Origin of the sequence: Marinimicrobium sp. UBA4209, assembly GCF_002381585.1 — a bacterium.
GTDB classification, from domain to species: domain Bacteria; phylum Pseudomonadota; class Gammaproteobacteria; order Pseudomonadales; family Cellvibrionaceae; genus Marinimicrobium; species Marinimicrobium koreense.
This window is the reverse complement of the sequence record NZ_DFTP01000024.1, coordinates 1-24,224: the sequence shown is the minus strand read 5'-3', so window position 1 is coordinate 24,224 and position 24,224 is coordinate 1. Positions and strand designations below refer to the sequence as shown.

The 24,224-nt window shown below is 55.7% G+C and carries 22 protein-coding genes; 16 read left to right on the top strand and 6 right to left on the bottom strand.

Annotation, left to right across the window (positions count from 1 at the left end; genetic code table 11):
* Window positions 1-1,452 (bottom strand): SNF2-related protein (locus B3187_RS04005; protein ID WP_286804678.1); only part of this gene is annotated, 1,452 nt, incomplete at its 3' end.
* Entirely contained in the window at window positions 1,439-1,642 is a 204-nt protein-coding gene (locus B3187_RS04000; RefSeq protein ID WP_286804677.1) for a helix-turn-helix domain-containing protein, read from the bottom strand. The genes B3187_RS04005 and B3187_RS04000, both read right to left, overlap by 14 nt.
* A 326-nt stretch (window positions 1,643-1,968) precedes the next feature.
* Here B3187_RS04000 and B3187_RS03995 point away from each other — a divergent pair, with 326 nt between their 5' ends.
* From B3187_RS03995 to radC, 5 genes are all read left to right on the top strand, one after another.
* Window positions 1,969-2,142, top strand: coding sequence for a hypothetical protein (locus B3187_RS03995; RefSeq protein ID WP_286804676.1), 174 nt, complete (start codon window positions 1,969-1,971; stop codon window positions 2,140-2,142).
* Between the two features lie 71 nt (window positions 2,143-2,213).
* Window positions 2,214-3,173, top strand: coding sequence for a DUF932 domain-containing protein (locus B3187_RS03990; protein ID WP_286804675.1), 960 nt, complete (start codon window positions 2,214-2,216; stop codon window positions 3,171-3,173).
* A 104-nt stretch (window positions 3,174-3,277) separates the two neighbouring features.
* Window positions 3,278-4,285, top strand: coding sequence for a YqaJ viral recombinase family protein (locus B3187_RS03985; protein WP_286804674.1), 1,008 nt, complete (start codon window positions 3,278-3,280; stop codon window positions 4,283-4,285).
* Window positions 4,286-4,400: 115 nt separating this feature from the next.
* Window positions 4,401-5,282: a hypothetical protein gene (locus B3187_RS03980; RefSeq protein WP_286804673.1), complete on the top strand. Its 882-nt coding sequence runs from the start codon at window positions 4,401-4,403 to the stop codon at window positions 5,280-5,282.
* 84 nt (window positions 5,283-5,366) lie between these two features.
* Entirely contained in the window at window positions 5,367-5,876 is a 510-nt protein-coding gene (gene radC / locus B3187_RS03975; protein ID WP_286804672.1) for a RadC family protein, read from the top strand.
* Window positions 5,877-6,003: 127 nt separating this feature from the next.
* On the opposite strand, the gene B3187_RS03970 is transcribed toward radC, so the two are convergent.
* Genes B3187_RS03970 through B3187_RS03955 form a run of 4 tightly spaced genes read right to left on the bottom strand, consistent with a single transcriptional unit; the run spans window position 6,004 to window position 12,664 of the window.
* A complete protein-coding gene (locus B3187_RS03970) occupies window positions 6,004-9,126 on the bottom strand; it encodes an efflux RND transporter permease subunit (RefSeq protein ID WP_286804671.1) in 3,123 nt (1,040 codons plus the stop codon).
* Window positions 9,119-10,786: an efflux RND transporter periplasmic adaptor subunit gene (locus B3187_RS03965; RefSeq protein ID WP_286804670.1), complete on the bottom strand. Its 1,668-nt coding sequence runs from the start codon at window positions 10,784-10,786 to the stop codon at window positions 9,119-9,121. Before B3187_RS03965 ends, B3187_RS03970 begins: the two co-directional genes overlap by 8 nt.
* Window positions 10,770-12,125: a TolC family protein gene (locus B3187_RS03960; RefSeq protein WP_286804669.1), complete on the bottom strand. Its 1,356-nt coding sequence runs from the start codon at window positions 12,123-12,125 to the stop codon at window positions 10,770-10,772. Before B3187_RS03960 ends, B3187_RS03965 begins: the two co-directional genes overlap by 17 nt.
* Window positions 12,122-12,664 (bottom strand): DUF411 domain-containing protein, encoded by a 543-nt coding sequence (locus B3187_RS03955; RefSeq protein ID WP_265367062.1) that lies wholly within the window; start codon window positions 12,662-12,664, stop codon window positions 12,122-12,124. The genes B3187_RS03960 and B3187_RS03955 overlap by 4 nt, the downstream gene beginning before the upstream one ends.
* Before the next feature lie 930 nt (window positions 12,665-13,594).
* Here B3187_RS03955 and B3187_RS03950 point away from each other — a divergent pair.
* The 11 genes from B3187_RS03950 to B3187_RS03900 all read left to right on the top strand — a co-directional run bounded on the left by B3187_RS03950 (window position 13,595) and on the right by B3187_RS03900 (window position 24,145).
* The gene (locus B3187_RS03950; protein ID WP_265367061.1) at window positions 13,595-14,023 is read left to right on the top strand and encodes a MerR family transcriptional regulator; all 429 of its coding nucleotides are present in this window, start codon (window positions 13,595-13,597) and stop codon (window positions 14,021-14,023) included.
* A 51-nt stretch (window positions 14,024-14,074) separates the two neighbouring features.
* Complete coding sequence (locus B3187_RS03945; RefSeq protein WP_265367060.1) at window positions 14,075-14,695, top strand: methyltransferase family protein; 621 nt, start codon at window positions 14,075-14,077, stop codon at window positions 14,693-14,695.
* A complete protein-coding gene (locus tag B3187_RS03940) occupies window positions 14,696-14,821 on the top strand; it encodes a hypothetical protein (RefSeq protein ID WP_255357626.1) in 126 nt (41 codons plus the stop codon). It abuts the gene before it with no gap.
* A gap of 19 nt (window positions 14,822-14,840) precedes the next feature.
* Window positions 14,841-17,315 carry a heavy metal translocating P-type ATPase gene (locus B3187_RS03935; RefSeq protein WP_286804668.1) on the top strand — a complete coding sequence of 825 codons (2,475 nt, stop codon included), beginning with the start codon at window positions 14,841-14,843 and terminating at the stop codon, window positions 17,313-17,315.
* A gap of 49 nt (window positions 17,316-17,364) precedes the next feature.
* Window positions 17,365-17,640, top strand: a complete 276-nt coding sequence (locus B3187_RS03930; protein WP_008930133.1) for a DUF2933 domain-containing protein — start codon at window positions 17,365-17,367, stop codon at window positions 17,638-17,640.
* On the top strand, window positions 17,637-18,002 hold the full coding sequence (locus B3187_RS03925; RefSeq protein ID WP_008930132.1) for a hypothetical protein: 366 nt from the start codon (window positions 17,637-17,639) through the stop codon (window positions 18,000-18,002). The genes B3187_RS03930 and B3187_RS03925 overlap by 4 nt, the downstream gene beginning before the upstream one ends.
* A 23-nt stretch (window positions 18,003-18,025) precedes the next feature.
* Window positions 18,026-19,540: a thymidine phosphorylase family protein gene (locus B3187_RS03920; RefSeq protein ID WP_286804667.1), complete on the top strand. Its 1,515-nt coding sequence runs from the start codon at window positions 18,026-18,028 to the stop codon at window positions 19,538-19,540.
* 54 nt (window positions 19,541-19,594) lie between these two features.
* Window positions 19,595-20,485 (top strand): ribose-phosphate pyrophosphokinase, encoded by an 891-nt coding sequence (locus B3187_RS03915; protein ID WP_286804666.1) that lies wholly within the window; start codon window positions 19,595-19,597, stop codon window positions 20,483-20,485.
* 6 nt (window positions 20,486-20,491) lie between these two features.
* Entirely contained in the window at window positions 20,492-21,415 is a 924-nt protein-coding gene (locus B3187_RS03910) for a DMT family transporter (RefSeq protein ID WP_265367056.1), read from the top strand.
* Window positions 21,416-22,117: 702 nt separating this feature from the next.
* Window positions 22,118-22,399, top strand: a complete 282-nt coding sequence (locus tag B3187_RS03905; RefSeq protein ID WP_008930126.1) for a DUF5676 family membrane protein — start codon at window positions 22,118-22,120, stop codon at window positions 22,397-22,399.
* A 63-nt stretch (window positions 22,400-22,462) separates the two neighbouring features.
* Complete coding sequence (locus tag B3187_RS03900) at window positions 22,463-24,145, top strand: BCCT family transporter (protein ID WP_008930125.1); 1,683 nt, start codon at window positions 22,463-22,465, stop codon at window positions 24,143-24,145.
* The last annotated feature ends 79 nt before the right edge of the window (window positions 24,146-24,224 follow it).

Genomic DNA, 24,224 nt, shown 5'->3' with positions numbered 1-24,224 from the left:
GGCGATGGTGACACTGTCCAGCAATTCGAAGAAGTCAAAGTCCAACGCCTCCAGAATCGCCCCTGCGGTGCGCTCTTCCGGCGGCATCCTAGACCAAGCGTTGAATGCAGTCTGTGCGCGGCGGAATATTTCCTCAATGTCTGTTTCTGTCCGCAGCTTTGCGGTGAGCGCATCGGATTCACCCTCATAGGCAAGAGCTAGCTGGTTTCGCAGGTCGGTAAAACGGTTGTTGACCGGCGTTGCGGAAAGCATTAAGACCTTGGTCTTGACCCCTTCGCGGATCACCTTGTTCATCAGACGCTGGTAGCGGGTTTCTCGGTCTTTGAAAACATCGTTGTTGCGGAAATTGTGCGATTCGTCGATCACCACTAGGTCATAGTTGCCCCAATTAACCCGGTCCAGTCGGGTGCCGAAGGATTCCCCGCTAGTACGCTGAAGATCGGTGTGGCAGAGGACCTCGTAGTTGAATCGGTCCTTAGCCAGGGGGTTAGTGGTGAGATTGCGGTTATAATTTAACCAGTTGTCAGCGAGTTTCTTGGGGCAGAGGACCAGTACGGAGCGATTGCGCAGCTCGTAATACTTGATGACCGCAAGGGCTGTGAACGTCTTCCCAAGGCCTACGCTGTCAGCCAGGATGCAGCCGTTGTAAGTTTCCAGCTTGTTGATGATGCCGGTGGCCCCGTCACGTTGGAAACTGTACAGCTTGTTCCAGATAAGGCTATCCTGATAGCCGGTCCGGTCGTTGGGCAGGACATCTTCGCTGATGTCTCCCAGAAACTCATTGAAAATGTTGTAGAGCATCAGGAAGTAAATGCGCTCGGGAGAATTTTCTTGGTACACCGATGCGATGTGCTCACACAGCCTATCGGTCACATCTTCAATTTTTTCGGGATCACTCCAAATCTGGTCGAACAAGCGCAGAAAGTTGGCCGTGTACGCCGGGTCATCAAACCGATTGACGAAGTTGGAGACGGCGTCGCCTTGCTGATAACCCAGGTCGACGGCGGTAAAGCCGTGCAGGGGCTGATAGACCGCCTCTTCATTTTCTGCCTCAACGCAAGCGAACTGTTGCATGGGTGCTTTGCTACGATTGGATCGGAAAACAGCCTTACGCTGCATCCAGTCAGCGCATTCCCTAGCAATGGCTCGCTGGGTCAGCTGGTTCTTCAGCTGAATTTCAAACTCACTGCCGTAAAAGCTCCGCTCCCGCTCGGCCTTTGGGATATGAAATTCCCGGCGGACCTTGCGACCGCTGTCAGTGACTTCGTCGGGGACGAATGTCGGAGAGGTGAAAATGAACTCCAAGGATTCAATGGATTCGAGCTGCTCCTTCAGTTCCGCAAAGGCGTAGATGGAGAAACAGGACGCCGCAATCTTCAGCTTCGCACCTGGCTCGATACTGCTTCGAAGGTCGTCCCCGAGAAGGTCGTTGATATTATCAATCAGCTTCATGGGAACTCCGTGGCATTGCCGAGTGCGTTTGCTGATCAATCCAGCGCTCGATATCCTGGCGCCGAAAACGCCAACTATTGGCCACTTTGAACGCCGGGATTTCTCCCTTAGCGGCGAGTCGATAGACAGTACGCTCGTGGACTTTGAGGAATTCCGCCACCTCTTTAAGAGTGATTACGTCGCCTGCCACCTGCCGAGTCCCGTGTCAAAATAGTACAATAGGGGACAATATAGGCCACGAGCATTAAATGTCAAATTAACCGCCAGTTTGATGTGAGCCCGCGTTTTCAGCACGGCCAAGCCAAAATTTTTCAAACCTATATCACCCCCATGACCCCGGCCCCAGCACGCCGGTAAACCCTGGTTGATATAGGAGATACGGCTATGCACACCGCATGCCCTCGTTGTAATTCCCACCGCATTATTCCCAGCCGCTATGGCCGCAAGGTCGGTGGCACCGTTGGCACTACTGCTGGCGCTATCAGTGGAGCCATTAGTGCTACCAGTGGCGCCCGATTGGGCTACACCGTCGGCGCGATCGCGGGCCCGGCGGGTGCCGCCTCTGGCGCGGTGCTTGGCGCCATTGTGGGCGGGCTCTCGGGCTGCGTCGTCGGCGTGAAGCTCGGCGACAAGCTTGATGAGGAGGTATTCCAGGCCTACCGCTGTCTGGGCTGCGAGCACCGGTTTTAACCCACCCCCACTGATCAAACTTTGCTCAGACCTTCGTGGGTCTGGGCTCTTTATTCCGTAGGAGAACCACTATGGCACACCTCGTTGAAAACATGGCCTATGTCGGCCAGACCCCGTGGCACGGCCTCGGCCGTCAATTGGATTCCGGCCTTCCCGTTGATGACTGGGTCATTCAGGCCGGCATGGACTGGGAGATCCAGGAATCCCCGGTGCGCTTTATTGCCGGGCAGCGTGAGTACCTGGGCGAGATCAAGCCCTTCGACGATCACAAGGTCCTGTATCGCTCGGACACCCACGACCCACTGTCGGTGGTGGGCAACCGCTACAAGGTGGTCCAGCCTCGGGAGATTCTGGAGTTTTACCGGGACCTAACCGAACGCTCCGGCTTCGAGCTGGAGACGGCGGGAGTGCTCAAAGGCGGGCGCAAGCTCTGGGCCCTGGCCCGCACCGGGCAGTCCACCACGCTCAAGGGCAAGGACACCACCAAGGGCTATGTGCTGCTGGCCACCGCCTGTGACGGGACCATGGCCACCACCGCTCAGTTCACCAGTGTGCGGGTGGTGTGTAACAACACCCTGGCTGTGGCACTGGGCAGCGGCGCGGGTGCGGTGAAGGTGCCCCACCGTTCGGTGTTTGATGCCGAGGCGGTCAAGCAGTCGCTGGGAATTACCGTCTCCGCGTGGGATGAGTTTATGTACCGGATGAAGCACTTGAGCAACCGCTCCGTTAAGGACAGTGAGGTGCGCCACTTCCTGCTGCGGGTGATGGGCGATCCAGATACAGCCTCCATCAGCAAGGGCACCGAGCGCAATATGGCTCGCGTGCAAGCGCTGTATGACGGCCAGGGCCTGGGGGCGGATCTCGCCTCTTCCAAGGGCACCGCCTACGGCCTGCTCACTGCCGTCACCCAGTTCGTGGACCACGAGCGCCGGGCACGCAGCCAGGACAATCGGCTGGACTCCGCCTGGTTCGGTCAGGGCGCAGCGCTCAAAGGCCGGGCTCTGAACCAGGCCCTGCTGATGGTCGCCTGAGCCCACGGCTCCACTCTTCCTTCTTTACTTACCGTCAAACCTCATAGAAGCCCCAGCCACCGACACGCGTGGCTGGGGCTTTTGTGCGTTTGGGAGACTCGACAATGAAAGCACCCCGTATTACCTCACCCAAGCAACGGCCTGCCCTGCGGCTGGTCTCCACCAAAGATCTGAGCCGGAACGACTGGCTCAAGGTTCGCCAGACCGGCCTCGGCGCCAGCGACGCGGCCGCCGCCGTGGGCCTGAACCCTTACCAATCCCAGCTTGAGCTGTGGATGATCAAAACCGGCCGGGAGGATCAGCTCCCCTCGGTCGATCCCGATGATAATGGCTCCCCCATGTACTGGGGCCATATTCTCGAACCGATTGTGGCCACCCACTACACCAAGCGCACGGGCAACAAGGTGCGCCGGGTGAACGCCGTCTTGCAGCACCCCGATAAAGACAAAGCCTGGATGCTGGCCAACCTGGACTACTCAGTGGTGGGCGCATCCGATGTTCAGATACTCGAATGCAAGACCGCCGGGGAGTTTGGGGCTCGGCTATGGCGCGACGGCGTACCGGAATACGTGCAGTGCCAGGTACAGCACCAGCTGGCAGTCACCGGCAAAGCCGCCGCCGATGTCTGTGTGCTGCTCTGCGGCCAGGAGATTCAGGTGCACCGCATTGAGCGGGACGATGCGCTGATTGCTCGATTGATCGAACTGGAGCGCAAGTTCTGGGACTACGTGGAAACCGACACCCCACCCCCAGCGGATGGCTCGGAGTCGGCCGGGGCCGCCTTGCGGTATCTGTACCCCCAGGACGACGGCGAGACGGTGGACTTCACCGATGACCCGCATCTGTGCAACGTGTTCGATCAGCTGGTGACGGCCCGCCATAAGCTCAAAACCTTGACCCAGCAGGAGGAGCTGCTCAAGCAGACTCTCCAGCAGGCCATGAGCGAGGCAACCCGAGCCACCTTTGCGCGGGGCTCGATCTCCTGGAAGCGGAGCAAGGACAGCAAAGCCTTGAATACCGATGCCCTGATGCGGGACCTGCCGGAGCTGATGAACGAGTACCACACCACTCGCCCCGGCAGCCGGCGCTTTCTGGTTCGCTCGACTGACTGAGCGGGTGTGTCCGCGCTCAGCTCTACGACTCCCTTCTATCCACTCCTTCTTTATCCATTCCCTTGGGTGAGCCGTTCTGCGGCTCGCCCTTTTTTAACGCTATGAGGATACCGCCATGATTAAAGGCCTTGCGATTACCCCGCCGGTCATCGGCCGAATCAGTATTGGGCGCGTGACCGAAAAGAACGGCATGCGTCTGCCGGAGAAAGACGATCAATTTACCTTAACCACCCAGGTGCAGAGCCCAGAGGGATGGTTGCTCCATCCACTGGATGCTGAACTGCGGGACCAGACTGAGACCGGCAAGCTGCGCACGATTCCGGTCACCCTGCCCTTTAGCGACCCCGACCTGAACTTCCGGGCCGAGTACACGTTGTTTGACCGAAGCACCGGTCGACCGGTCTGTGCCGGGGACGGCGAGCAATGTCGGCGTCGCCACGAGGAAGTCATGGAGCAGTTGCCCTGCCCGGCTCCCGCGCATTGCCAGTTCGCCGCTGGTGGCAAGTGCAAGCCCTACGGGCGGCTGAATGTGATGGTGGGTGACTACGACCCTCTGGGCACCTTCATCTTCCGCACCACCGGGTTCAACAGCATCCGTACTTTGATGGCTCGGCTGAGGTACTTCCAAGCCGTCTCCGGCGGACTGCTGGCCTGCCTGCCACTGGAGCTTCGCCTGCGCGGTAAAAGCACCACCCAAAGCCATAGGACACCGATCTTCTATGTCGATCTCGGTATCCGCGAAGGTCTGACCCTGGAAGCGGCTATCACCCAAGCGCGCGAAACCGCTCAACAGCGACATGAGTCTGGCTACGACCAGGACGCCTTGGATCAAGCGGCACGGTCGGCCCTGGCTAACTCCGCCTTCGAGGACGACGAGGACGAAACCCCAGTTATTCTGGAGGAGTTCTACCCCGACGCCACTACGAAGCCACCGGCTAACACCGCGCACCCCCTCTCCCTGGCCGACAAGCTCGAACAGCGTACAAAAGCGCAATAACCCTTTTCTCTCCCCTGACCGGCCCACTCATACACCGGCGGCGTTCATTCGCTGCCGGGGGCCGCCCTATGCGAGGACATTCTGATGAAAGACACAAATACCCCGGATACTCTGCCTTTCTACCCACCCGCCAACAAAGGCGACGACCACCATGGCCTGTCTGAAGCACTGGTACTAGACTGGGCTGAGGTGATCCTGCAGGAGCGCTTCCTGCGCAGCAACTACTTGGTCAGCCCCGACTTGGCCCGCCGCTACCTGCGGGTGGCGTTTGGCAAAGAAGACCGGGAAGTCTTCGGCATGGTTCTGCTGGACAACCGCCACGGCGTGCTGGATATCGCCAAGCTGTTCTACGGAACCATTGACGGCGCTTCCGTCCATCCCCGCGAAGTGGTGAAGACAGCGCTGAGCCACAACGCCGCTGCGGTACTACTGGTTCACAACCACCCCAGCGGCAACCCCGAACCCAGCACCGCCGACCGGCGGCTGACAGAGCGGCTGAAGGAAGCCCTTCAGTTGGTGGACGTTCGGGTCATTGACCACATGGTGGTTGGGAGTGATGAGGTGGTGAGTTTTGCGGAGCGGGGGTTGATATGACACCACTGGTACGCTCGGTCAATGCCGAGCGTACCAGTGGTGTTCAACTCCTTTTTTTGCAGTCTTCCCCAAACTTATACTCAAGCCTGAGAAAATATCCACTCCATCAGGAATCAATTTAGCAATACTAACCCTTTAACGCATGCCCTCTCCAAAGGTAATACACAACCGGCAACACCAGCAGAGTCAGAACCATCGCGCTCAACATACCGCCCACCATTGGAGCCGCAATTCGGCTAACAACTTCTGCACCTGTGCCAGAGCTAAACATAATGGGCAGCAAGCCAGCAAAAGTGGAAACCCCCGTCATCATCACTGGTCTGACACGTAGCCCAGCTCCGTGTGTCACGGCTTGAATTAGTTCCTCTCGACGGAATGGCGCTCCTTTCTCTTTGCAATCACTTACGAATTGACTGTACGACTGATTGAGATAGGTCAGCATAATGACGCCAATTTCTACCGCGACACCCGCGAGAGCGATAAACCCGACCGCCACAGCTACAGAGAAATTGAAATTCAAAAGGAACATTAACCAGATGGACCCGATTACAGCAAGCGGCAAGGTTCCTAGAATTATGGCTACTTCAGCGAAGCTCCTGAAGTTCATGTACAGCAGTATGATGATAATAGCCAAAGTCAGCGGTATTACATAGGTCATCTTCTCCTTGGCGCGCTGCATATATTCATACTGGCCGGACCAGGTTACCGAATAGCCCGCCGGCAAATCCAGTTGTTCCTGAACGGTCACCATGGCCTGCTCAACGTAAGTGCCTACATCCACGCCTTCGATATCCACAAAAGTCCAGCCGTTGAGCCGTGCATTTTCACTCTTGATTGCCGGGGGGCCTTCCTCTACATATACCTTTGCCACATCGCCAAGTGCAATACGCTCTCCGGCGGGCGTAACAATGGGCAGCAATGCCAATTGTTCCGGCGAGTCCCGGTAATGCTGCGGGTAACGCAAATTGATCGGATAGCGTTCAAGCCCCTCAATCGTCTGCGACACATTCATTCCCCCAATGGCGGTAGCCACCACCTGCTGCACATCGGCAATATTCAGGCCATAGCGTGCCGCCTGTTCCCGCTGAATATCCACCTTGATATAGCGACCACCGGCCACCCGCTCAGAGTAAACCGAGGCGGTTCCGGGCACATCTTTAAGGACTTGTTCCAACTGCTGGCCAATGGCCTGGATTTCTTTCAAGTCCTCGCCCGCCACTTTAATACCTACCGGCGTTTTGATGCCGGTCGCCAGCATGTCAATTCGGGTTTTGATGGGCATCACCCAGGCGTTGGTCAGGCCGGGGAATCGTATTAGAGCATCCATCTCCTTTTTGAGTTTCTCTGTGGTCATGCCCTCGCGCCACTGGTCTTTGGGTTTGAGCTGTATGAAGGTTTCAATCATAGTCAGTGGCGCTGGGTCAGTCGCCGTGTCGGCACGACCGATCTTGCCGAACACGGTTTTGACTTCCGGCACCGTAGCAATCAACTTATCGGTTTGTTGCAGTAACTCCCTGGCTTTTCCGATGGACAGCCCCGGATAAGTGGTGGGCATATACATCAGGTCGCCCTCATCTAAGTCAGGAATAAACTCACTGCCGATTTGATTGACTGGCCAGATCCCAATCAAAAGTATCACAACAGCCATTGCAAGCGTGGTTTTGGGGAACCGCAAGACGCCTTTGAGCAATGGCATATAGCCAGCAATCAGTAGCCTGTTTACCGGGTTCTTGCTTTCGGCGACCACCTTTCCTCGAATGAAATACCCCATCAAAACCGGAACCACTGTAACAGCGAGCGCCGCACTGGCCGCCATGGCATAGGTTTTAGTAAATGCCAGCGGACTGAACATCCGTCCCTCCTGGGCCTCCAGGGTAAACACCGGAATAAAGCTTACGGTGATAATCAGCAGACTGAAAAACAATGCGGGGCCCACCTCCGAAGCCGATTTCGCCACTACTTGCCAACGGTTTTCCGGCGTCAAAGGCGTCCGCTCCATGTGCTTGTGCATGTTCTCGATCATAACGATGGCACCGTCAATCATCGCGCCTATTGCAATCGCGATACCGCCCAGCGACATAATGTTGGCGTTCAGACCTTGAAGATGCATCACGATAAAAGCCGTCAAAATGCCCAACGGAAGGCTGATGACAGCAACCAGTGATGACCTGACATGAAAGAGGAAAATGACGCAGATCAGCGCCACAATGGCAAGTTCTTCGAGCAGACTTTTCCATAAACTGTCAACGGCCCGGGAGATTAATCCGGAACGATCATAAACGGTGACAATCTCTACCCCTTCGGGCAAACCGCTTTTGAGCTTTTCCAGCTTTGCTTTGACGCCGTCAATGGTTTTTTGAGCATTTTCTCCCGAGCGCATCACCACGATACCGCCCACAGTTTCACCTTCACCATTGAGCTCAGCTATGCCACGGCGCATCTGTGGACCCACCTGGATCTCAGCCACGTTTTTTAGTAGCAGCGGCCCGCCGTTAGCGTTCACACCCAAGGGAATGTTACCCAGATCCTCCACGCTTTGGACGTAACCCGTGGCGCGCACCATATACTCTGCTTCCGCCATTTCCACCACTGAGGCACCGATCTCCTGGTTGCCACGTTGAATGGCGTTCTGAATATGCGACAGCGGGATATCAAAAGCACGTAGCTTTTCCGGATTAACCTTCACCTGGTACTGCTTGACCATGCCGCCAAGGGCCGATACCTCAGAAACGCCGCTCACCGTTTGCAGCTCGTATTTCAGGAACCAATCCTGCAGGCTGCGCAGCTGGCTCAAGTCATGCTTGCCACTGCGATCCACCAACGCGTAGAGGTAGACCCAGCCAACCCCGGTTGCGTCCGGCCCAAGTTGTGGCCGGGCGCTTGGTGGCAGTGTGGGAGCCACTTGGGACAGATACTCCAGCACCCTCGAACGGGCCCAGTAGGCGTCAGTATCATCATCAAAAATGACATAGACATAGGAATCGCCAAAAAAAGAATAGCCCCGCACGGTTTCCGCGCCCGGCACCGATAGCATGGCCGTGGTCAGTGGATAGGTGACTTGATCCTCCACCACCTGCGGCGCCTGCCCGGGGTAGTTGGTCTTAATGATGACCTGTACGTCGGATAGATCCGGGATCGCGTCTACGGGGGTATTCTTCACGGAATAGAGGCCCACACCCACCAGCATCAAGGTGCCCAGCAGCACGAAAAATCGATTGCTGATGGACCAACGAATGATGGACTCAATCATGACGATGCTCCTCGTTGTCGTGATGATCGTGTTCCATGGCGTCCTGGCTCATGCTGTCGTGGTCCGGCATAGACATCTCATCGTGGCCCTTCTCGCTCGGTTCCGGCATCGAGCCCTGGCCTCCCCCTTTATGCTGGCTGTGGTCCATTTCAGAAGATTCGGTATCGCCTGAAGATCCTTCACCGGGGATGTGAACTTGGCTCAAGCGGTAGTCACCGCCGCTATCGTTGACGATCTGTACATGCAGGCGCATCCCCGGCTCGAGATCCTCCATGCTGACGCCTTCCTCGACCATGAAATCCATGGTCATGGCGGGCCAATCCCAATCTGGTATCGGCTCGTGCTCGAGAGTGGCCATACGATGATCGGGCATCAGGCTGAGAATACGAGCGGAAACCCAAGTCGACGAGGGTTCAATGTCTTCTTCAACAGAGGCCTGTTCGCTCTGGTCGGGACGCGGCGTCATGCGTTCCAAATCTGCGGTTTTGCTGGATTCCGAGTCGATCAGGAATTGTGCGGAGGTGACGACACGCTCCCCTTCATTTAAGCCAGCCAGAATTTCCACGTGCCGCTCTCCGACGCGCCCCACTTCAACGACTACGGATCTAAACCTGCCCTCTCCTAGTGCCAACACCACGCGTGCTTGACTGCCGGTACGAATCAAGGCTTCACGTGGAATCAACAGGGTTTCCGCTCCCGCCTCGGTTTCAATGACCATCTGCGCGAACATGCCTGGTTTCAAGAACCCGTCGGGGTTGTGGAAGTGCACCCGGACCTGGGCTGTACGGGTTTCGGCATTGAGTGACGGATAGAGGTAATCTACCTGCCCTAACCACTCGCGACCGGGTAGATAGTCCAAGCGCATACGCACAGGATCGCCCTCACTGACCAGGTTCGCCTGGCGCTCAAACACCTCTCCGATCACCCAGATGTGCTCCAGCTGACCTATGCTCATCATATTAGTGCCGGGTTTGATGAACATGCCTTCACGCACCGAGAGATTCTCCAATACACCGGACTGAGGGGCCACGAAAGTGATGTGTTGATTAATCCTTCGGGTTTCACGCACCCGGTCGATTTCATTCTGAGGTAAATTCAACGCCAACAGCTGGTCTACCGCGGCACCTACAGCCACTGAATTGTCGCGCTTTAGCGCCATTAGCAGCTCTTCTTGGGCGTTGACCAGCGTGGGCGAATAGAGCGTGTACAAAGGTTCGCCTTTTTTGACCGGATCGCCAACCGCTTCAACGTAGAGCTTCTCAATCCAGCCCTCAACTCGCGGGTTGACATGCACCAAGCGATTCTCACTGTATTGCACATACCCGACGGTTCTAACCTCCGGCTGAAGTCTGCCGGAGTCAACCCTAGCGGTACGCACCCCGAGATTATTGACCACCACGGGGGAAATTTTGACGGTCCCAGGCTCATCCTTACCACTGCCCTCCTCATAAACCGGAACAAGGTCCATGCCCATGGGCGATTTGCCGGGTTTGTCGCGCCGATATTCGGCATCCATGGGTGCCACCCAGTACAGCGGTTGCCGTTCGCCCTCAGTGGCTGTAGTCCCATTTTCGTTGACGTCACTCAACAACCAGAATCCCGATACACCGAGCAACGCACCCACGGTTGTACCAAGCAGTACTTTAGTTAATGTATTCATTGTTTACCTTCCTAAAACGGTTCGATTGCCCTGCATCGTCCGACGAGGGCTCGGCGAGCAGGTAATTGATTTGGGCCATTATTTTCTGACGCTCCACCGCGATCACAAGTGCTTCGACTTTGGCATTCAGTTCGGCAATGCGCGCCCGGACGGCCTCGGCGAAGTCTCCGCTATCGTTGCCATAGGCCGCCAACGAAGCCTCTGCCTGGTCGGCCATTTGCGGTAGCAGCTGCTCGGTGTACAGCGCCAAGCGCTCATCGAGCCGCGTCAGCTGAACGCTCGCCGTTTCCAGTTCTGCCATCAGTTGGCGACGAAGCAAGTGCCTTTCGGTTTTGATGGCTTCGGCTCGATTCACGGCGGCGCTGACCTCCCTGTCCTGGCGGTTGCCTGTGAAAATGGGAAGATCGAACGTCACGCCAATTGAGAACAGATCAGACCGCTCGCGCCCCATGGGATCGCGGGCGCGAGAGCCGTACTGGGCGGTCAGGCCCCACTCGGGTTTGTATTTCTGTTCTGCCAAATCGACGCCGGTTTGGGTCGCGTCAATGCGCTGCTCCAGCGCCATCAGAGCTGGGTGATGGCGGATCAACTGGTAGCGTGCGTGTTCGTCAGCGGCCTCGATAGTCGGTATAGTAAGCGGCCTGGCGAGTGATGGCGTCGGCAGTATCGGCGCTAAGGGGACTCTTGCAGCAGCCCCGATCCATTCAGACAGGCGGCGCTGTGCGGCCTCTTTCTGCTGCTTTAGCGTTGTCAAGCGATCATCCAGACGGGTTAGCTCCAACTGCGCGCGAATGACATCCTGCTGACGGACCTGACCCAACGCCGACGAATAATGGGCCTCGGCAGATTCCACCAGTTGCTCGAACAACCCCCGATCCCGCTCGATCAATCGAATACTTTCCTGTGCCCTGTAGGCCTCTAGCCATAACTGACTGGCCGTTGCTTCCACCTTGGCGCGGCGATCTATCCTCAGCAGAGGGTGCTGTCCAGCAAGCTGCTGTTTTTGCCGTTTGGCAAGCGCCAGACTGTCACCACGTGGGAACATTTGCGTGACACCCACCGACAACTGAGTCATAGCCTCCTGGTTGATGTCGAAGCTATCTACGGGGAAATTGCCCGCCATCAGACTCACGCGGGGATCCGGCAAGCTCGCTGCGGCAGTCGCCTCATCATTGAGCGCCTGCTGGGTGTGCTTGCTGCCAGCAAGCCAAGGATCTGCTTCGACGGCGAGGGCTACCGCTTCTTCCAAGGTCAGCGATTCCGAAACCGGCTGAGCAAGGGCTGTAGCACTGCCCAAACCAAGTGACATAACGGATAGCATTATGACTAGTACTCTCATAACTGAACTTCCTGTTGATCACCCGGCTGATATTGCTGGGCGGGGTTCTCTACACTGACAAACACTTCGGTGTTGCCATCTTTTTTCATCAGCAGGACCTGATAAGCCCTAAACCGATCTTCAGCCTCCATCCCCGGACTGCCAAGGGGCATGGCGGGTACAGTCAGACCCACAGCATCAGACGGAGGGTTGGCCAGAAACTGTTGGATGTAGCGCGCCGGGATATGCCCTTCGAAGACGTAGCCTTGTGACGATACGGAGGTATGACAGGAGCGGAGATTGGGTGCGATCCGATACCGATCTTTTATGAGTTTCAGGCTTGATGGGTGTTGGACATCTGTTTCAAAGCCCTCGACATCTATATGGTCAATCCACTTTTTGCAGCAGCCGCAACTTCGACTTTTGTAGACGGTGAGCACCTCAGCGCCACCAATGGCCCGATCAGGATTAACGAATCTCTCCTCCACTTTCCCACAAGCAACTAGCAAGGGCAGCGTGAGCAACCCCAGCATCAGAATTTTAAGGCGTGATGAATGCATATTTGCCTCCCATGACAAATCGCCACTTCGTGTTCAGGTTTCAATTAAAAGGCAGCGCCGCTTCGCCTCCCTTTGGGACGGCACATTACCTTTAGTACTTGGTTAGCACGGATTAATTGAGTGAAATCAGGCGATTGGAGGTCTTAGAAAAGGGAAAATCGGTGCCAGAGGAAGGGCAAGGTAGCGCAAACCTGAAGCCTCAGAACGAGTCCCCAATGACTCCGGGGTAGTCACGGAAGAAGTCAACATCTGAATTGACAAGGCACATCCCACCACCGCACAGCCAACCCCCGATTTATCGGTATCGCAGCACGCCCCCTCTGCAGACTGCACGCTCTCGACAGAGCCCATTGCTTGGTGATCAGTGTGCTCGGCAATATCTTGTAAGTTCATGGATAGCCCGCTCGCTCTATAATCCATAGTACAAAAGTTGACCATAGCCGTGGCAGAGGCCTGCCACAACAGCGGTATTATTAGTAGAATTAAAAGAACTGTTCTCCGGTTCACCCAACCACACCTTTGTCTGTTCAGAATCGGCGACACTCCCTATAATCTATAGCGTCTCGTCTATATTGCCCGCACGATCTAAAGTTCCTGTGCGTCGGTCTAACCCTATCGTTCTATCGCGTCACCCCTGCTCAAAAAGGCGGTCGCCCAAGCGTAAGATCTTTCAGCTACCATGATAAGAAAAATAAAACAACAGAAAGATGACGTCAAGATTACAAATTTGTAATCTATTCGTCACGTCCTGGAAATGGGCTAACCTTCAGACTCTAGTTTTAAGTTGACCTGTGACCAGGACACAGGTCTACCATACCGATATTGATAGTTGAACCTATGTCTTTAACGCAGGACCTTGACGTGGATCAATATGAGAGCTAACACCCAAGGTTACCCTGTTTACATTGCTGACGAAAGGGATGTGACCCTATGCGTGTTAACCAACTGGCTAATGAGACTGGGGTAAGTGTAGATACTGTTCGCTACTACACCCGTATTGGATTTCTGAAACCAACGAAGAACCCGTCCAATGGCTACAAGGAGTACTGTGCCAAGGAAAAGCGTCGAATGAGGTTTATCCTCAGCGCCAGACAACTCGGCTTTTCGGTGAGCGATATCGCCGAAATCCTGGAAACCGCTGATCAAGGTGAATCCCCCTGTCCTCTCGCTAGGGGGCTTATACAGAAGCGTCTGGAGGAGAACGAGAAAGGCTTCCAAGATAGTCAGCGACTACGGCAACGTATGTACTCCGCAGTCAGGGATTGGGAAACAAAACCGGACCGGGCGCCAACAGGCAACATGATCTGTCATCTGATCGAGGAGTTCAGTGAGAGCGGGGAGGATAAACGTTCAGTGTGACACAATCATTGAATATCTAAAGCTTATTGACACAAACAGAGGCACAAGCGCATGCATGTAGGAACCTGGGGTCTGGCAATTATCGTCACGGTTGTTGTCTCATGGCTGATGTACCGATATCTAGCTCCGGCCAGCTGGAAAGAATGGACGCGCGCTGGCGTGCTGCAGGCCTTTATTATCGCCTTCTACGCTGAAATGTACGGGTTTCCTTTAACGATCTACTTTCTAACCCGATTCTTCGGCCTCGATCTGGCATGGAACGAAGGCGGCAACCTCTGGGCGCAATTGTTCGGCACTCCTACCGCGCACGTCATAGCCATGCTGCTCGGCTATAGCCTGGTATTCGTAGGAGCAACTCTGGTCGCGGAGGGCTGGCGCCGGATACATCAAGCACGGCGCCGTGAGACTCTAATGACCGATGGCATTTACGCGATTGTTCGCCACCCCCAATACACTGGCCTCTTTCTCATCGTGTTCGGTGAAGGGGTTGTGCACTGGCCGACGATTGTCTCACTGATCGCCTTCCCAGTAATTGTCCTAGCCTACACGCTACTGGCTCTGAAAGAAGAGCGGCAGATGCTGGAACAGTTTGGTGATGAATATCGGGCTTATCGACAGCACGTCCCGATGTTCATTCCCCGCCTCAATAAGTTGCAGCAGCAGGAGTTTTGAATGAGCTTAGAATTCACAACCATTATTAGTGGTATTGTTCTTCTGGCGGTTTTTGCGCTGGTGGGCTGGAACCTACGAAGAAAGCGTTCGCGATCTGAAAAAGCAGGGGAAAAGAATGAGCGTTGACTCACAACCTTCGAGCGCTGTGGCTAAGCTGACTGTGCCGGGCATGGGGTCGGACCACTGTGCGGGTATTGTAAAGACCTCGCTACAGCGTCTTGACAGCGTCGGCGACATTACAACCAATATCGCTAGCCACCGCGTAGAAGTCACCTACGACCCCTCGACGGTGGACCTGGACGATCTCCGCAAAGCTGTGGAAAACGCCGGCTACGACGTCGCCGCAGCCAACACTTCGGGGGCGGGAAAGAACGCCCAGCTTATCGTGCCGGGCATGGGCTCAGACCACTGTGCGGGCATTGTGCGTGAATCGCTCCAGCGGCTAGAGGGCATTGAGAGTATCAAAACCAATATCGCCAGCCACAAGGTTCACGTCGTAATGACCGACGCTGGACCCAGTGTTGAACAGCTTAAACAGGCGGTTGAAAAAGCCGGCTACGATGTCGCTCAAGCCTCCTCCGAAGCAGCGGAAGATGAAGCGGAAAAGGATGCCGATATCGAAGACGCCTACTTGAATCAGGCTTTGAAACGCCTTTGGATCGCCGGGATACCGACAACACTGATCATGGTGTTGATGATCCCGCACATGTTCTGGAAACCGATCCCCGGTTATCTTTTGATTGTGGCCCTGTTGGCGTTTCCGGTGGTTTTTCTATATGGCGGCGCAGCCACTCACAAGTCCACCTGGCGCTCGCTCACCAACCGCACCTTCAACATGGATGTACTGATTTCCATGGGCAGCGTTCCGCCCTACCTGATCGGCCTGGCAGGCTTTTTCGTCACCATGACGTCATTCATTGAAATGGCCGCCACCATCATGACCTTTCACCTATTGGGGCGCTATCTTGAGGCCAAAGCCAAGGGCCGTGCATCTCAGGCGATCCGAAAATTATTAACCTTGGGCGCCAAGACCGCACGGGTCGAACGCGATGGCCAGGAGCAGGAAGTTCCCGTCAAGGAACTGCAACCGGGCGACATCATGGTGATCCGCCCCGGTGACAAGGTGCCGACGGATGGCGAAGTGGTAGAAGGCGAGAGCCATCTGGATGAATCGATTGCCACCGGCGAGTCGGTTCCAGTGTATAAATCTCCGGGCGATACCGTCATTGGCGCGACCATCAATAAAGAGGGACGTTTACGGGTCAAGGCCACCAAGGTGGGCGGCGATACCTTTTTGTCCCAGGTGATCAAACTGGTAGAACAGGCCCAAGGCTCGCGAGTGCCCATTCAGGAATTCGCCGACCGCATGACGGGGCGTTTTGTGCCCATCGTCATTCTGATTGCCCTGGCAAGCTTTGCGGTGTGGTTTGTTGCCGCCGACAGCCTGCGCCCCATACTTGCATGGGGCGCGGATTTTCTGCCCTGGGTTGATCAAACGGCGACCACCCCAGTACTGGCTATTCTCGCCGCCATTGCGGTTCTGGTTATCGCCTGCCCCTGCGCTTTGGGCTTGGCAACGCCTACCGCGCTGATGGTGGGCTCGGGTATTGGGGCCGAGCGAGGCATTCTGATTCGCTCCGGCGAGGCTATTCAAACCTTCAAAGACGTCAAGGTGATGGTGCTTGATAAAACCGGCACTATCACACGGGGCGAGCCCAAACTGACTGAAGTGGTTACGGCCAACAATGTCACAGAACAACAACTGCTGCAGTGGGCCGCGACGGTGGAAAATGCCTCTGAGCACCCCATTGCCCGCGCCATTGTCGAAGGCGCCCGCGAGCGTCAGGTGAGCCCGGGGGAGGTCAAAGAATTTCGTTCCACTGGCGCGCGCGGCGTTTCCGGCAGAGTCGATGGTACGATGGTACTGATTGGCAACCGCAAACTGCTGAACGAAGAAGGAATAAGCGGTCTAGAGGCCTTGGACCAAGAATTGGACAATCTGGAGGGACGCGGGCGCACCGCCGTACTGGTCGCGGTTGATGGGCAAGCGTGTGGCATTGTCGCGGTGGCGGATACCATCAAGGGGGAGTCGGTAGCCGCGATTCGCGGCATGCATGACTTGGGCTTGCATGTGGTGATGATCACCGGCGACAACGAACGTGCGGCGCGCGCTGTTGCCGAGGAGGTGGGTATCGACGAAGTGCAGGCCGGGGTACTTCCGGAAGGCAAGGTGGATGCAATTCGTCAGCTGCAGAAAAAGCATGGCAATCATGTCGCCATGGTCGGCGATGGCATCAATGATGCGCCAGCGCTGAAACAGGCAAACGTGGGTATTGCCATAGGTGCCGGCGCTGATGTGGCCATTGAGGCGGCCGATGTGACTCTGGTTCGCGGTGAGCTGACCGGTGTAGTGGAAGCCATGCACCTCTCCCGAGCCACCTTTGGGAAAATTGTTCAGAACCTGATTTGGGCGAGTGCCTACAATGTGGCCGCCATACCCATCGCCGCCATCGGATTGCTACACCCCATGATCGGCGTGATCGCCATGACCGTGAGCTCGTTATCAGTCATCGGCAATTCAATTCTTCTTAAGCGTGTAAAGCTGAGTGTCGATAAATGATTCGATTTCACACCGATAGAGGCCGCTACCTCGGCACTGGAGAAACCTAATGGCTAACAAACCCGGTTACTGGAACAGTCTTCACGGATTTGCGACGATCTTGTTGGTTGGCGCAGCGCTTTACTTTCTATTTGTAGAGCACGGAGCGCACGTCTTTCCGTTTCTCCCCTACCTGATCATTCTCCTCTGTCCGTTAATGCACCTTTTTATGCATAAGGGGCACGGTCACGGAGAAAGCGGGCATGGCGAACACAACCACCAGGACACGGAGCAAGCTTACCGCCGCGGCCTGGAAGAAGGCCGAAAGGAGGCTGACAGAAAATGAAGCATAAAGAGCATCGCCTGGGAGTTTCGGAAGTTAACTTGGTGACCCGTCACCTCGGGCTTAAGCGACCCATCAATACCGAGAAACTGACCGAAGCCATTGCGGAAATCGATCAGCTCTATGGCTTGGATGATATCGCCTTTGTCGAGACATCCGACCGGCTCGATTTCTCCTATGACGCATCGCGGCTATGCCTCCAGTGTGTGGAGGACATCCTTATCAAGTTCGGTATTCCAATCAAGCAGGATTGGTGGACGCGCTTCAAAGAGGAGTATTACCTGTTCGTCGACCAAAACGTTAAAGACAACGCCCAACATGAACCCTGGAGTTGCCACCGAGTACCTCCGCACAATCGAAAATAGAGACGCCATTAAAAGGGCCCTTGATGACCGAAGAGCATTACCTACTGAAACCGCGCCGACTGGGTATCGATAGCCATCAAGAGCTGGTGGTCTATATGCGCAATGATTGCCACGTCTGCCACTCGGAAGGATTCAATGCTCAAAGCCGAGTACAAGTCAACATTGGCGAGCGAAGCGTTTTGGCTAGTCTCAACGTCATACATGGAGACTGGCTTGCACCGGATGAATTCGGGCTGTCGGAATCCGCTTGGCACACCCTTGCCCCCCAGCCTGGCGAACTCGCCGGTTTCGTTCACCCGCCCACGGTAGAATCCATGAGCTCGGTGCGTGCCAAGATCTATGGAAAGCCACTGGAGGACATACAGTTTGACGCCATCATCTCGGACATCTGCAAAGGGTTTTATACCGACGTGGAGCTGGCCACCTTCCTGACCGCGTGCGCCAGTCGTGGATTAAACCGAACCGAGACCGCCAGCTTAACTCGGGCCATGATAAACGCGGGGGAGCGCCTTGACTGGCATCGCGATGTGGTCGTAGACAAGCACTGCGTTGGTGGCCTGCCCGGCAACAGAACCACGCCTCTTGTGGTAGCTATGGTGGCTGCAGAGGGTTTGATCATGCCAAAGACCTCCTCGCGGGCGATCACCTCTCCGGCAGGCACCGCCGACACAATGGAAACCTTGGCGCCGGTCGCCCTTTCCATTGACGACATGCAGCGCGTCGTGGAGCAGGAAGGCGGCTGCATCGCCTGGGGCGGTGCAGTCTCCCTGAGCCCTGCCGATGACGTTCTGATTCGTATCGAACGGGCAATCGATCTCGACAGCGAGGGACAACTAGTGGCATCGGTGCTGTCTAAAAAAGCCGCCGCTGGTGCCACCCATGTCGTGCTCGACCTTCCGGTCGGTCCCACAGCCAAGGTTCGCAGTGAAGAGGACGCCCAGTGTTTAGCAAGGCTGCTGCGCGAGACCGCTGAAGTGATCGGGCTGACTGTTCGGACGGTCATCACCGACGGTCGGCAGCCAGTCGGACGAGGCATAGGTCCCACCCTGGAGGCCCGAGATGTTCTGGCTGTGCTCCAAAACAAGGAAGACGCATCTGCGGACCTCAGGGATCGGTCTATCCAACTGGCCGGTGCGATTTTCGAGCTTGCCGGGCTTGTCGAAAAAGGCAGCGGCGTCAATCTGGCCGCGCAATCCCTGACCAGTGGTCGGGCCTGGCAAAAATTTAGAGCTATTTGCGAAGCCCAGGGCGGCATGCGCGTACTGCCGGTGGCGGCTCAGACTCAGCCGGTGCCAGCAAGTCGTCATGGCTTCATTACCGCCATCGACAACCGTCTACTGGCACGCATAGCCAAGCTCGCCGGCGCGCCAGCCACCCCAGCTTCGGGACTCGACTTACATGTACGCCTCGGCGACTGGGTCGAGGCCGGCCAACCTCTGTTTACCTTGCATGCCGAGTCCGCAGGAGAGCTTGCCTACGCGCTGGAGTACTTACGCAGTCGTCCCGACGTTATTTCTATCTCTGAATATCCGTCATAAGGCCTTCTCAATTCGCGTCCAATACCGCTCATTGATTTTAAAAAAGGACCAGGCATGACAATCCGTTGGAATGTGCTATTCAACCTCCACAGTGACAAAGAACTTGCTCTAACCCTTTGCGGGTCGCTGGATCTTCGCGAGGGTCAGTTCGACATGCGCCACTTCCCCGATGGCGAAAGCTATGTGCGGGTGCTGGATGAGGTTAAAGACCTCAATGTGGTGGTGCTGGCGGACCTTTATCAACCTGATCACCGAACCCTGCCTTTACTCCTGCTGGCCGAAACACTCAGGGACCTCGGTGCCAAGGAGATTCTGCTGGTGGCGCCCTACCTTCCGTACATGCGCCAGGACAAGCGCTTTCACGGCGGGGAGGGTGTGACATCGCGTTACTTCGCGCAATTGTTGTCCCGCTACTTTTCAGCGCTGGTCACCGTTGATCCTCACCTGCACCGCTACCATAATTTGTCGGAAATCTACGGTATTCCCACCCAGGTCGCTCACGCAGCGCCAGTAATTGCGGAGTGGATCGCCACCATCGTCGACAATCCGGTGTTGATCGGCCCCGACAGCGAGAGCGAGCAATGGGTCACTGCGGTGGCAAAGCAGGCAGGTGTGCCCTTTACCGTATTGAGTAAAACCCGACGTGGCGACCGTGAGGTCGAGATCAGTGTGCCTCACCTTGAGCAATGGCTGAATCACACTCCGGTACTGGTCGATGACATTATCTCCAGCGGCCATACCATGCTGGAAACCATGGCTCACCTTAATCGCCTTGGGCTGCCGAAAGTGGTCTGCATCGGCGTTCACGGAATCTTTGCGGAAGGAGCCGATATGGAGCTAATTGAAAAATCAGCTCGACTGGTCAGTTGTAATACGATCTCACATCCCAGCAACGCCATCAATATCGGAGGCCTTCTGGCCACCAGTATCCGCGAGTTGGCTTGATTCGCTATGAAGACTCAATCAAAAGCCGCGAACGTTGCTTGGATGGTGGTAGTTGTACTGCTCTGGGCCATCTGTTTTCCTTTCATCGTGACGGGGCTGCCGGACGCTCCCCCCTTGCTGTTTGCTGCCTTGCGCGCTTTTCTTGCGGGAGGGCTGCTCTTCGCGGTTCACTTGGTTCAGCGGCGGCGCGAGCCTTACCCTTTTAGCCCCCGAGACCTGGGGCTGTTGAGCTTAATCGGATTGTCCTATACAGCGATGGGATTTGGCGGAATGTTTCTAGCAGCAGGACACCTATCACCGGGACTGGCAACTGTCCTGGCAAGTACTCAGCCCCTGATTGCCGCAGCGATCGCCGCCGCTTGGCTCGGAGAAACGTTGAAGACCAAGGGCATAGCCGGACTTGTCATAGGTTTTTTGGGCGTCACCTTGCTTTCTTGGTCCGGATTCGACAATAACAATGCCGGTTATCTATGGGGAATTACCTGGGTTCTTGTGGGCGCCATCGGAATAGCCATCGGCAACATTTTATTAAAGAAGCGTGCCGGGGGATCAGTTGCCGCACCCATGGCCGTTCAGTTATTAATAGGCGGCGGAATACTCTTGCTTGCATCCGCGGTGGGCGGCGAACAGTGGGAGATTCGGTGGACATTTCGGTTCACCGGTTCCCTGCTCATTCTATCCGCTCTGGCGACAGCCGCCATGATGTATTTATGGTTCGCCCTGCTGGCCCGCGCACCCTTAAACCGATTGAACGTCTTCAGCTTTCTAACCCCGGCACTTGGGTTGCTAATTGGATTTATATTCTTTGAAGAGCGACTCCAACCCGTCCAAATTCTTGGAATAATTGTTGTCATTGTCGGTATAGCCATGATGCAAGGGAGAGGTGCCGTGGCAGTGGCAGCCGCCGACGAGAGCGCAACACCGCCTTAGTCGCTAGAGTCCTGCCTCCTTACTATACAGATGGAGTGGAAAACCCCGTAACAGGAGTAAAATGTGATAGAACGAATGCGCCAAGAAGCACCCACCAGCCGATTATCCGTAGTCTTGCCGGAACTCCCCCTGGCGGGATTTGGTTTTTTGACAAACTTTTTATGGGAGATGCTTCAAGTACCCTGGTTCATGGGTATGGCGAATTCGTCTCACGGCTCAGTGGTTTGGCTGTGTATACAGGCTACCGGCGGCGATGTGCTGATTCTACTGGCCAGCTTCTGGTTTTCCTCAATAGTCTTTGGACACCGTCGATGGCTCCTCGAGGGAAAACGAAAGCCTGCTATCACCCTTCTGGTTGCGGCACTTCTCGTGACCATCGTCATGGAATGGCTGGCGACTGGCCCGCTAGAGCGGTGGACATACGCAGACTCAATGCCGGTCATACCGCTGTTAGGCGTGGGGCTAGCTCCACTTCTGCAGTGGATTATTCTCCCGCCACTGATAATGTGGCTGTCGCACAGACATATGCTTGGCTGCATGGCAATTCGATCCAGTCGTGCGGTTTAGCTGCATAAGAGCACTGGCTCTTTGCGCCGGCACAAGCGCTTACGCCGGTCAAAAACTGAGCAGACAAAATCGCCGACACAAGCTTGTTTAAGGCAAAGAATTCAGAATTTCTGTAACGAGAAGAGGAAATTAGCTATGAACGATTCTACTGTAGTGAATACCCGTTTACGTACCGTCCCGCTAGGCAACACCCTGTCAGTTCTGTTAGTAATCAGCTATCTGCTGTGCGTAGGCTTTGGCCTGCTCGCCCCGGCGCAGATGCGTATGTACGAAGCTTGGGCGCCTTTATTGCCCGGCTTCGAATGGCTTACGTGGTCGGGATTTTTAATTGGATTAGTTGAAGCCTATTTGTACGGTTGGTACATCGCGGCTCTGTTTGTGTCTTTGTATCGCTGGTTCTCAAAAGAGAGACAATGATTATTTTTAATGGATCCTACGTCGAAACGGGTAGAAACGTGAGAACTGTCTGGTGAGCTATTTATGAACCGATTAACAACTTTCCTGAAGAGACACCTCGGTGATGTCGGGGTGGTTTTCTACACCTCACTACTCATTATTACCGCCTTTGTCGTCACCTCTGCCCTTCAGCCGGAAACTGTTGAAGCAATCGCCCAGAAAGTCCTCGATGCAACCGCCAAAAATGTTGGTTGGATGTACTTGATGGCAACCACCGGCTTTGTACTATTTATCTTTTTCCTGGCGTTCTCCAGGTTCGGAAACCTCCGCCTGGGCCAGGAGAACGAGTTGCCGGAGTTCTCCTTCACCAGCTGGCTGGCCATGATTTTCTCGGGGGGCATGGGCGTTGGACTGGTGTTCTGGGGCGTGGCGGAACCCATCATGCACTTGAACGTTCCGCCCCTGGGCCTTGCCGAGCCGCGCAGCGTAGAGGCGGCGCAGCTGGGCATGCGTTACTCGTTCTTTCACTGGGGTTTTCACCAATGGGCCAACTTTACCCTTGTGGGTCTGGCTATCGCTTATGTCCGTTTTCGCCACAATAGCTATGGTTTGATCAGCGAAACATTCCGCCCCCTGTTGGGAGAGCGAGTAGACCGCGGTTGGGGAAAAGCCATCGATATTCTGGCGGTAGTATCCACCTTGTTCGGGGTTGCAACGACTCTGGGGCTTGGCGCGCTGCAGGTCAATAGCGGCCTCTCCCGGCTGGGTGTAATGGATTACTCGACCACATCGCAGTTTATGATCCTGGGAGGGCTTGCAACGCTTTTTACCATATCGGCCATGACGCCACTCGACAAGGGCATACGCCATCTCAGTAACGCCAACCTTGTAATCGCGAGCGGCCTCCTGCTCTTCGTCCTGGTCACGGGACCCACGGCCTTTATTTTTGGTGAGCTCACCCAAACGCTTGGCGAGTATCTCGGAAACCTCATCGAAATGAGCCTGGTAACCGCCCCCCACTCCGACGAAAAGTGGGTGGAGCAGTGGACCATGTTTTACTGGGCATGGGGGTTAAGCTGGGCGCCCTTCGTGGGGAGTTTTATCGCCCGAATATCAAGGGGAAGAACCATTCGGGAGTTCGTCATGGGGGTAATGGTCATTCCCGTCGCCTTGAGCATGCTGTGGTTCTCAACCTTTGGTGGTTCCGCCATCCATTTCGAACTGTTTGAAGGCGTCGGTATCGCCGATGCCGTGGCAGAAGAAGTTCCATCCGGTCTTTACGTACTTTTAGATCAACTGCCTTGGGGTGGGGTCGCCGCTGTTCTGGCGGTCATACTGGTCTCGATGTTTGTGGTCACCTCTGCGGACTCAGCCACCTTCGTACTGGGCATGTTCACCTCCAAGGGTGTACTAACGCCAACACGCTTTGTTCGAGTGCTCTGGGGCTGCTTGCAGCTGTTAATGGCCTCCGTGCTCTTGCTGAGCGGCGGGCTGAACGGGCTCCGCACTCTTTCCATTGTCGCCGCATTTCCTTTTATGTTGCTGATGGTCCTAATGGCTTTCTCTCTTCATAAAGACCTTGCGACAGACATTAGGCGCCGCGAAGAGAAAAACGCAATGATGCATGCCCGCATGGAGCAATGGCTGCTGAGAGAGTCTGAGCGGGAAGCGGAGCGTCAGGAAGAAGAGGAACTCCATCCAAGCGCCCCCGAGCAATGTCCGGGATTGAGCCGGACGGGACAATCGACCCCGATAGAAGAGACGTAGCTGGTGAACCAACAAGGGGCCAAGTTACCCTGGCCGACGCCCTTTCCTGGGCTTACGTGTAGTAGTTCAGACTTGATCT

What these genes read in the sequence shown, in the direction of transcription:
- B3187_RS03990 (WP_286804675.1), top strand. Translation starts at nt 2,214, where the DNA reads ATGGCACACCTCGTTGAAAACATGGCCTATGTCGGCCAGACCCCGTGG.
- B3187_RS03985 (WP_286804674.1), top strand. Translation starts at nt 3,278, where the DNA reads ATGAAAGCACCCCGTATTACCTCACCCAAGCAACGGCCTGCCCTGCGG.
- B3187_RS03980 (WP_286804673.1), top strand. Translation starts at nt 4,401, where the DNA reads ATGATTAAAGGCCTTGCGATTACCCCGCCGGTCATCGGCCGAATCAGT.
- radC (WP_286804672.1), top strand. Translation starts at nt 5,367, where the DNA reads ATGAAAGACACAAATACCCCGGATACTCTGCCTTTCTACCCACCCGCC.
- B3187_RS03970 (WP_286804671.1), bottom strand. Translation starts at nt 9,126, where the DNA reads ATGATTGAGTCCATCATTCGTTGGTCCATCAGCAATCGATTTTTCGTG.
- B3187_RS03965 (WP_286804670.1), bottom strand. Translation starts at nt 10,786, where the DNA reads ATGAATACATTAACTAAAGTACTGCTTGGTACAACCGTGGGTGCGTTG.
- B3187_RS03960 (WP_286804669.1), bottom strand. Translation starts at nt 12,125, where the DNA reads ATGAGAGTACTAGTCATAATGCTATCCGTTATGTCACTTGGTTTGGGC.
- B3187_RS03955 (WP_265367062.1), bottom strand. Translation starts at nt 12,664, where the DNA reads ATGCATTCATCACGCCTTAAAATTCTGATGCTGGGGTTGCTCACGCTG.
- B3187_RS03950 (WP_265367061.1), top strand. Translation starts at nt 13,595, where the DNA reads ATGCGTGTTAACCAACTGGCTAATGAGACTGGGGTAAGTGTAGATACT.
- B3187_RS03945 (WP_265367060.1), top strand. Translation starts at nt 14,075, where the DNA reads ATGCATGTAGGAACCTGGGGTCTGGCAATTATCGTCACGGTTGTTGTC.
- B3187_RS03940 (WP_255357626.1), top strand. Translation starts at nt 14,696, where the DNA reads ATGAGCTTAGAATTCACAACCATTATTAGTGGTATTGTTCTTCTGGCG.
- B3187_RS03930 (WP_008930133.1), top strand. Translation starts at nt 17,365, where the DNA reads ATGGCTAACAAACCCGGTTACTGGAACAGTCTTCACGGATTTGCGACG.
- B3187_RS03925 (WP_008930132.1), top strand. Translation starts at nt 17,637, where the DNA reads ATGAAGCATAAAGAGCATCGCCTGGGAGTTTCGGAAGTTAACTTGGTG.
- B3187_RS03920 (WP_286804667.1), top strand. Translation starts at nt 18,026, where the DNA reads ATGACCGAAGAGCATTACCTACTGAAACCGCGCCGACTGGGTATCGAT.
- B3187_RS03915 (WP_286804666.1), top strand. Translation starts at nt 19,595, where the DNA reads ATGACAATCCGTTGGAATGTGCTATTCAACCTCCACAGTGACAAAGAA.
- B3187_RS03910 (WP_265367056.1), top strand. Translation starts at nt 20,492, where the DNA reads ATGAAGACTCAATCAAAAGCCGCGAACGTTGCTTGGATGGTGGTAGTT.
- B3187_RS03905 (WP_008930126.1), top strand. Translation starts at nt 22,118, where the DNA reads ATGAACGATTCTACTGTAGTGAATACCCGTTTACGTACCGTCCCGCTA.
- B3187_RS03900 (WP_008930125.1), top strand. Translation starts at nt 22,463, where the DNA reads ATGAACCGATTAACAACTTTCCTGAAGAGACACCTCGGTGATGTCGGG.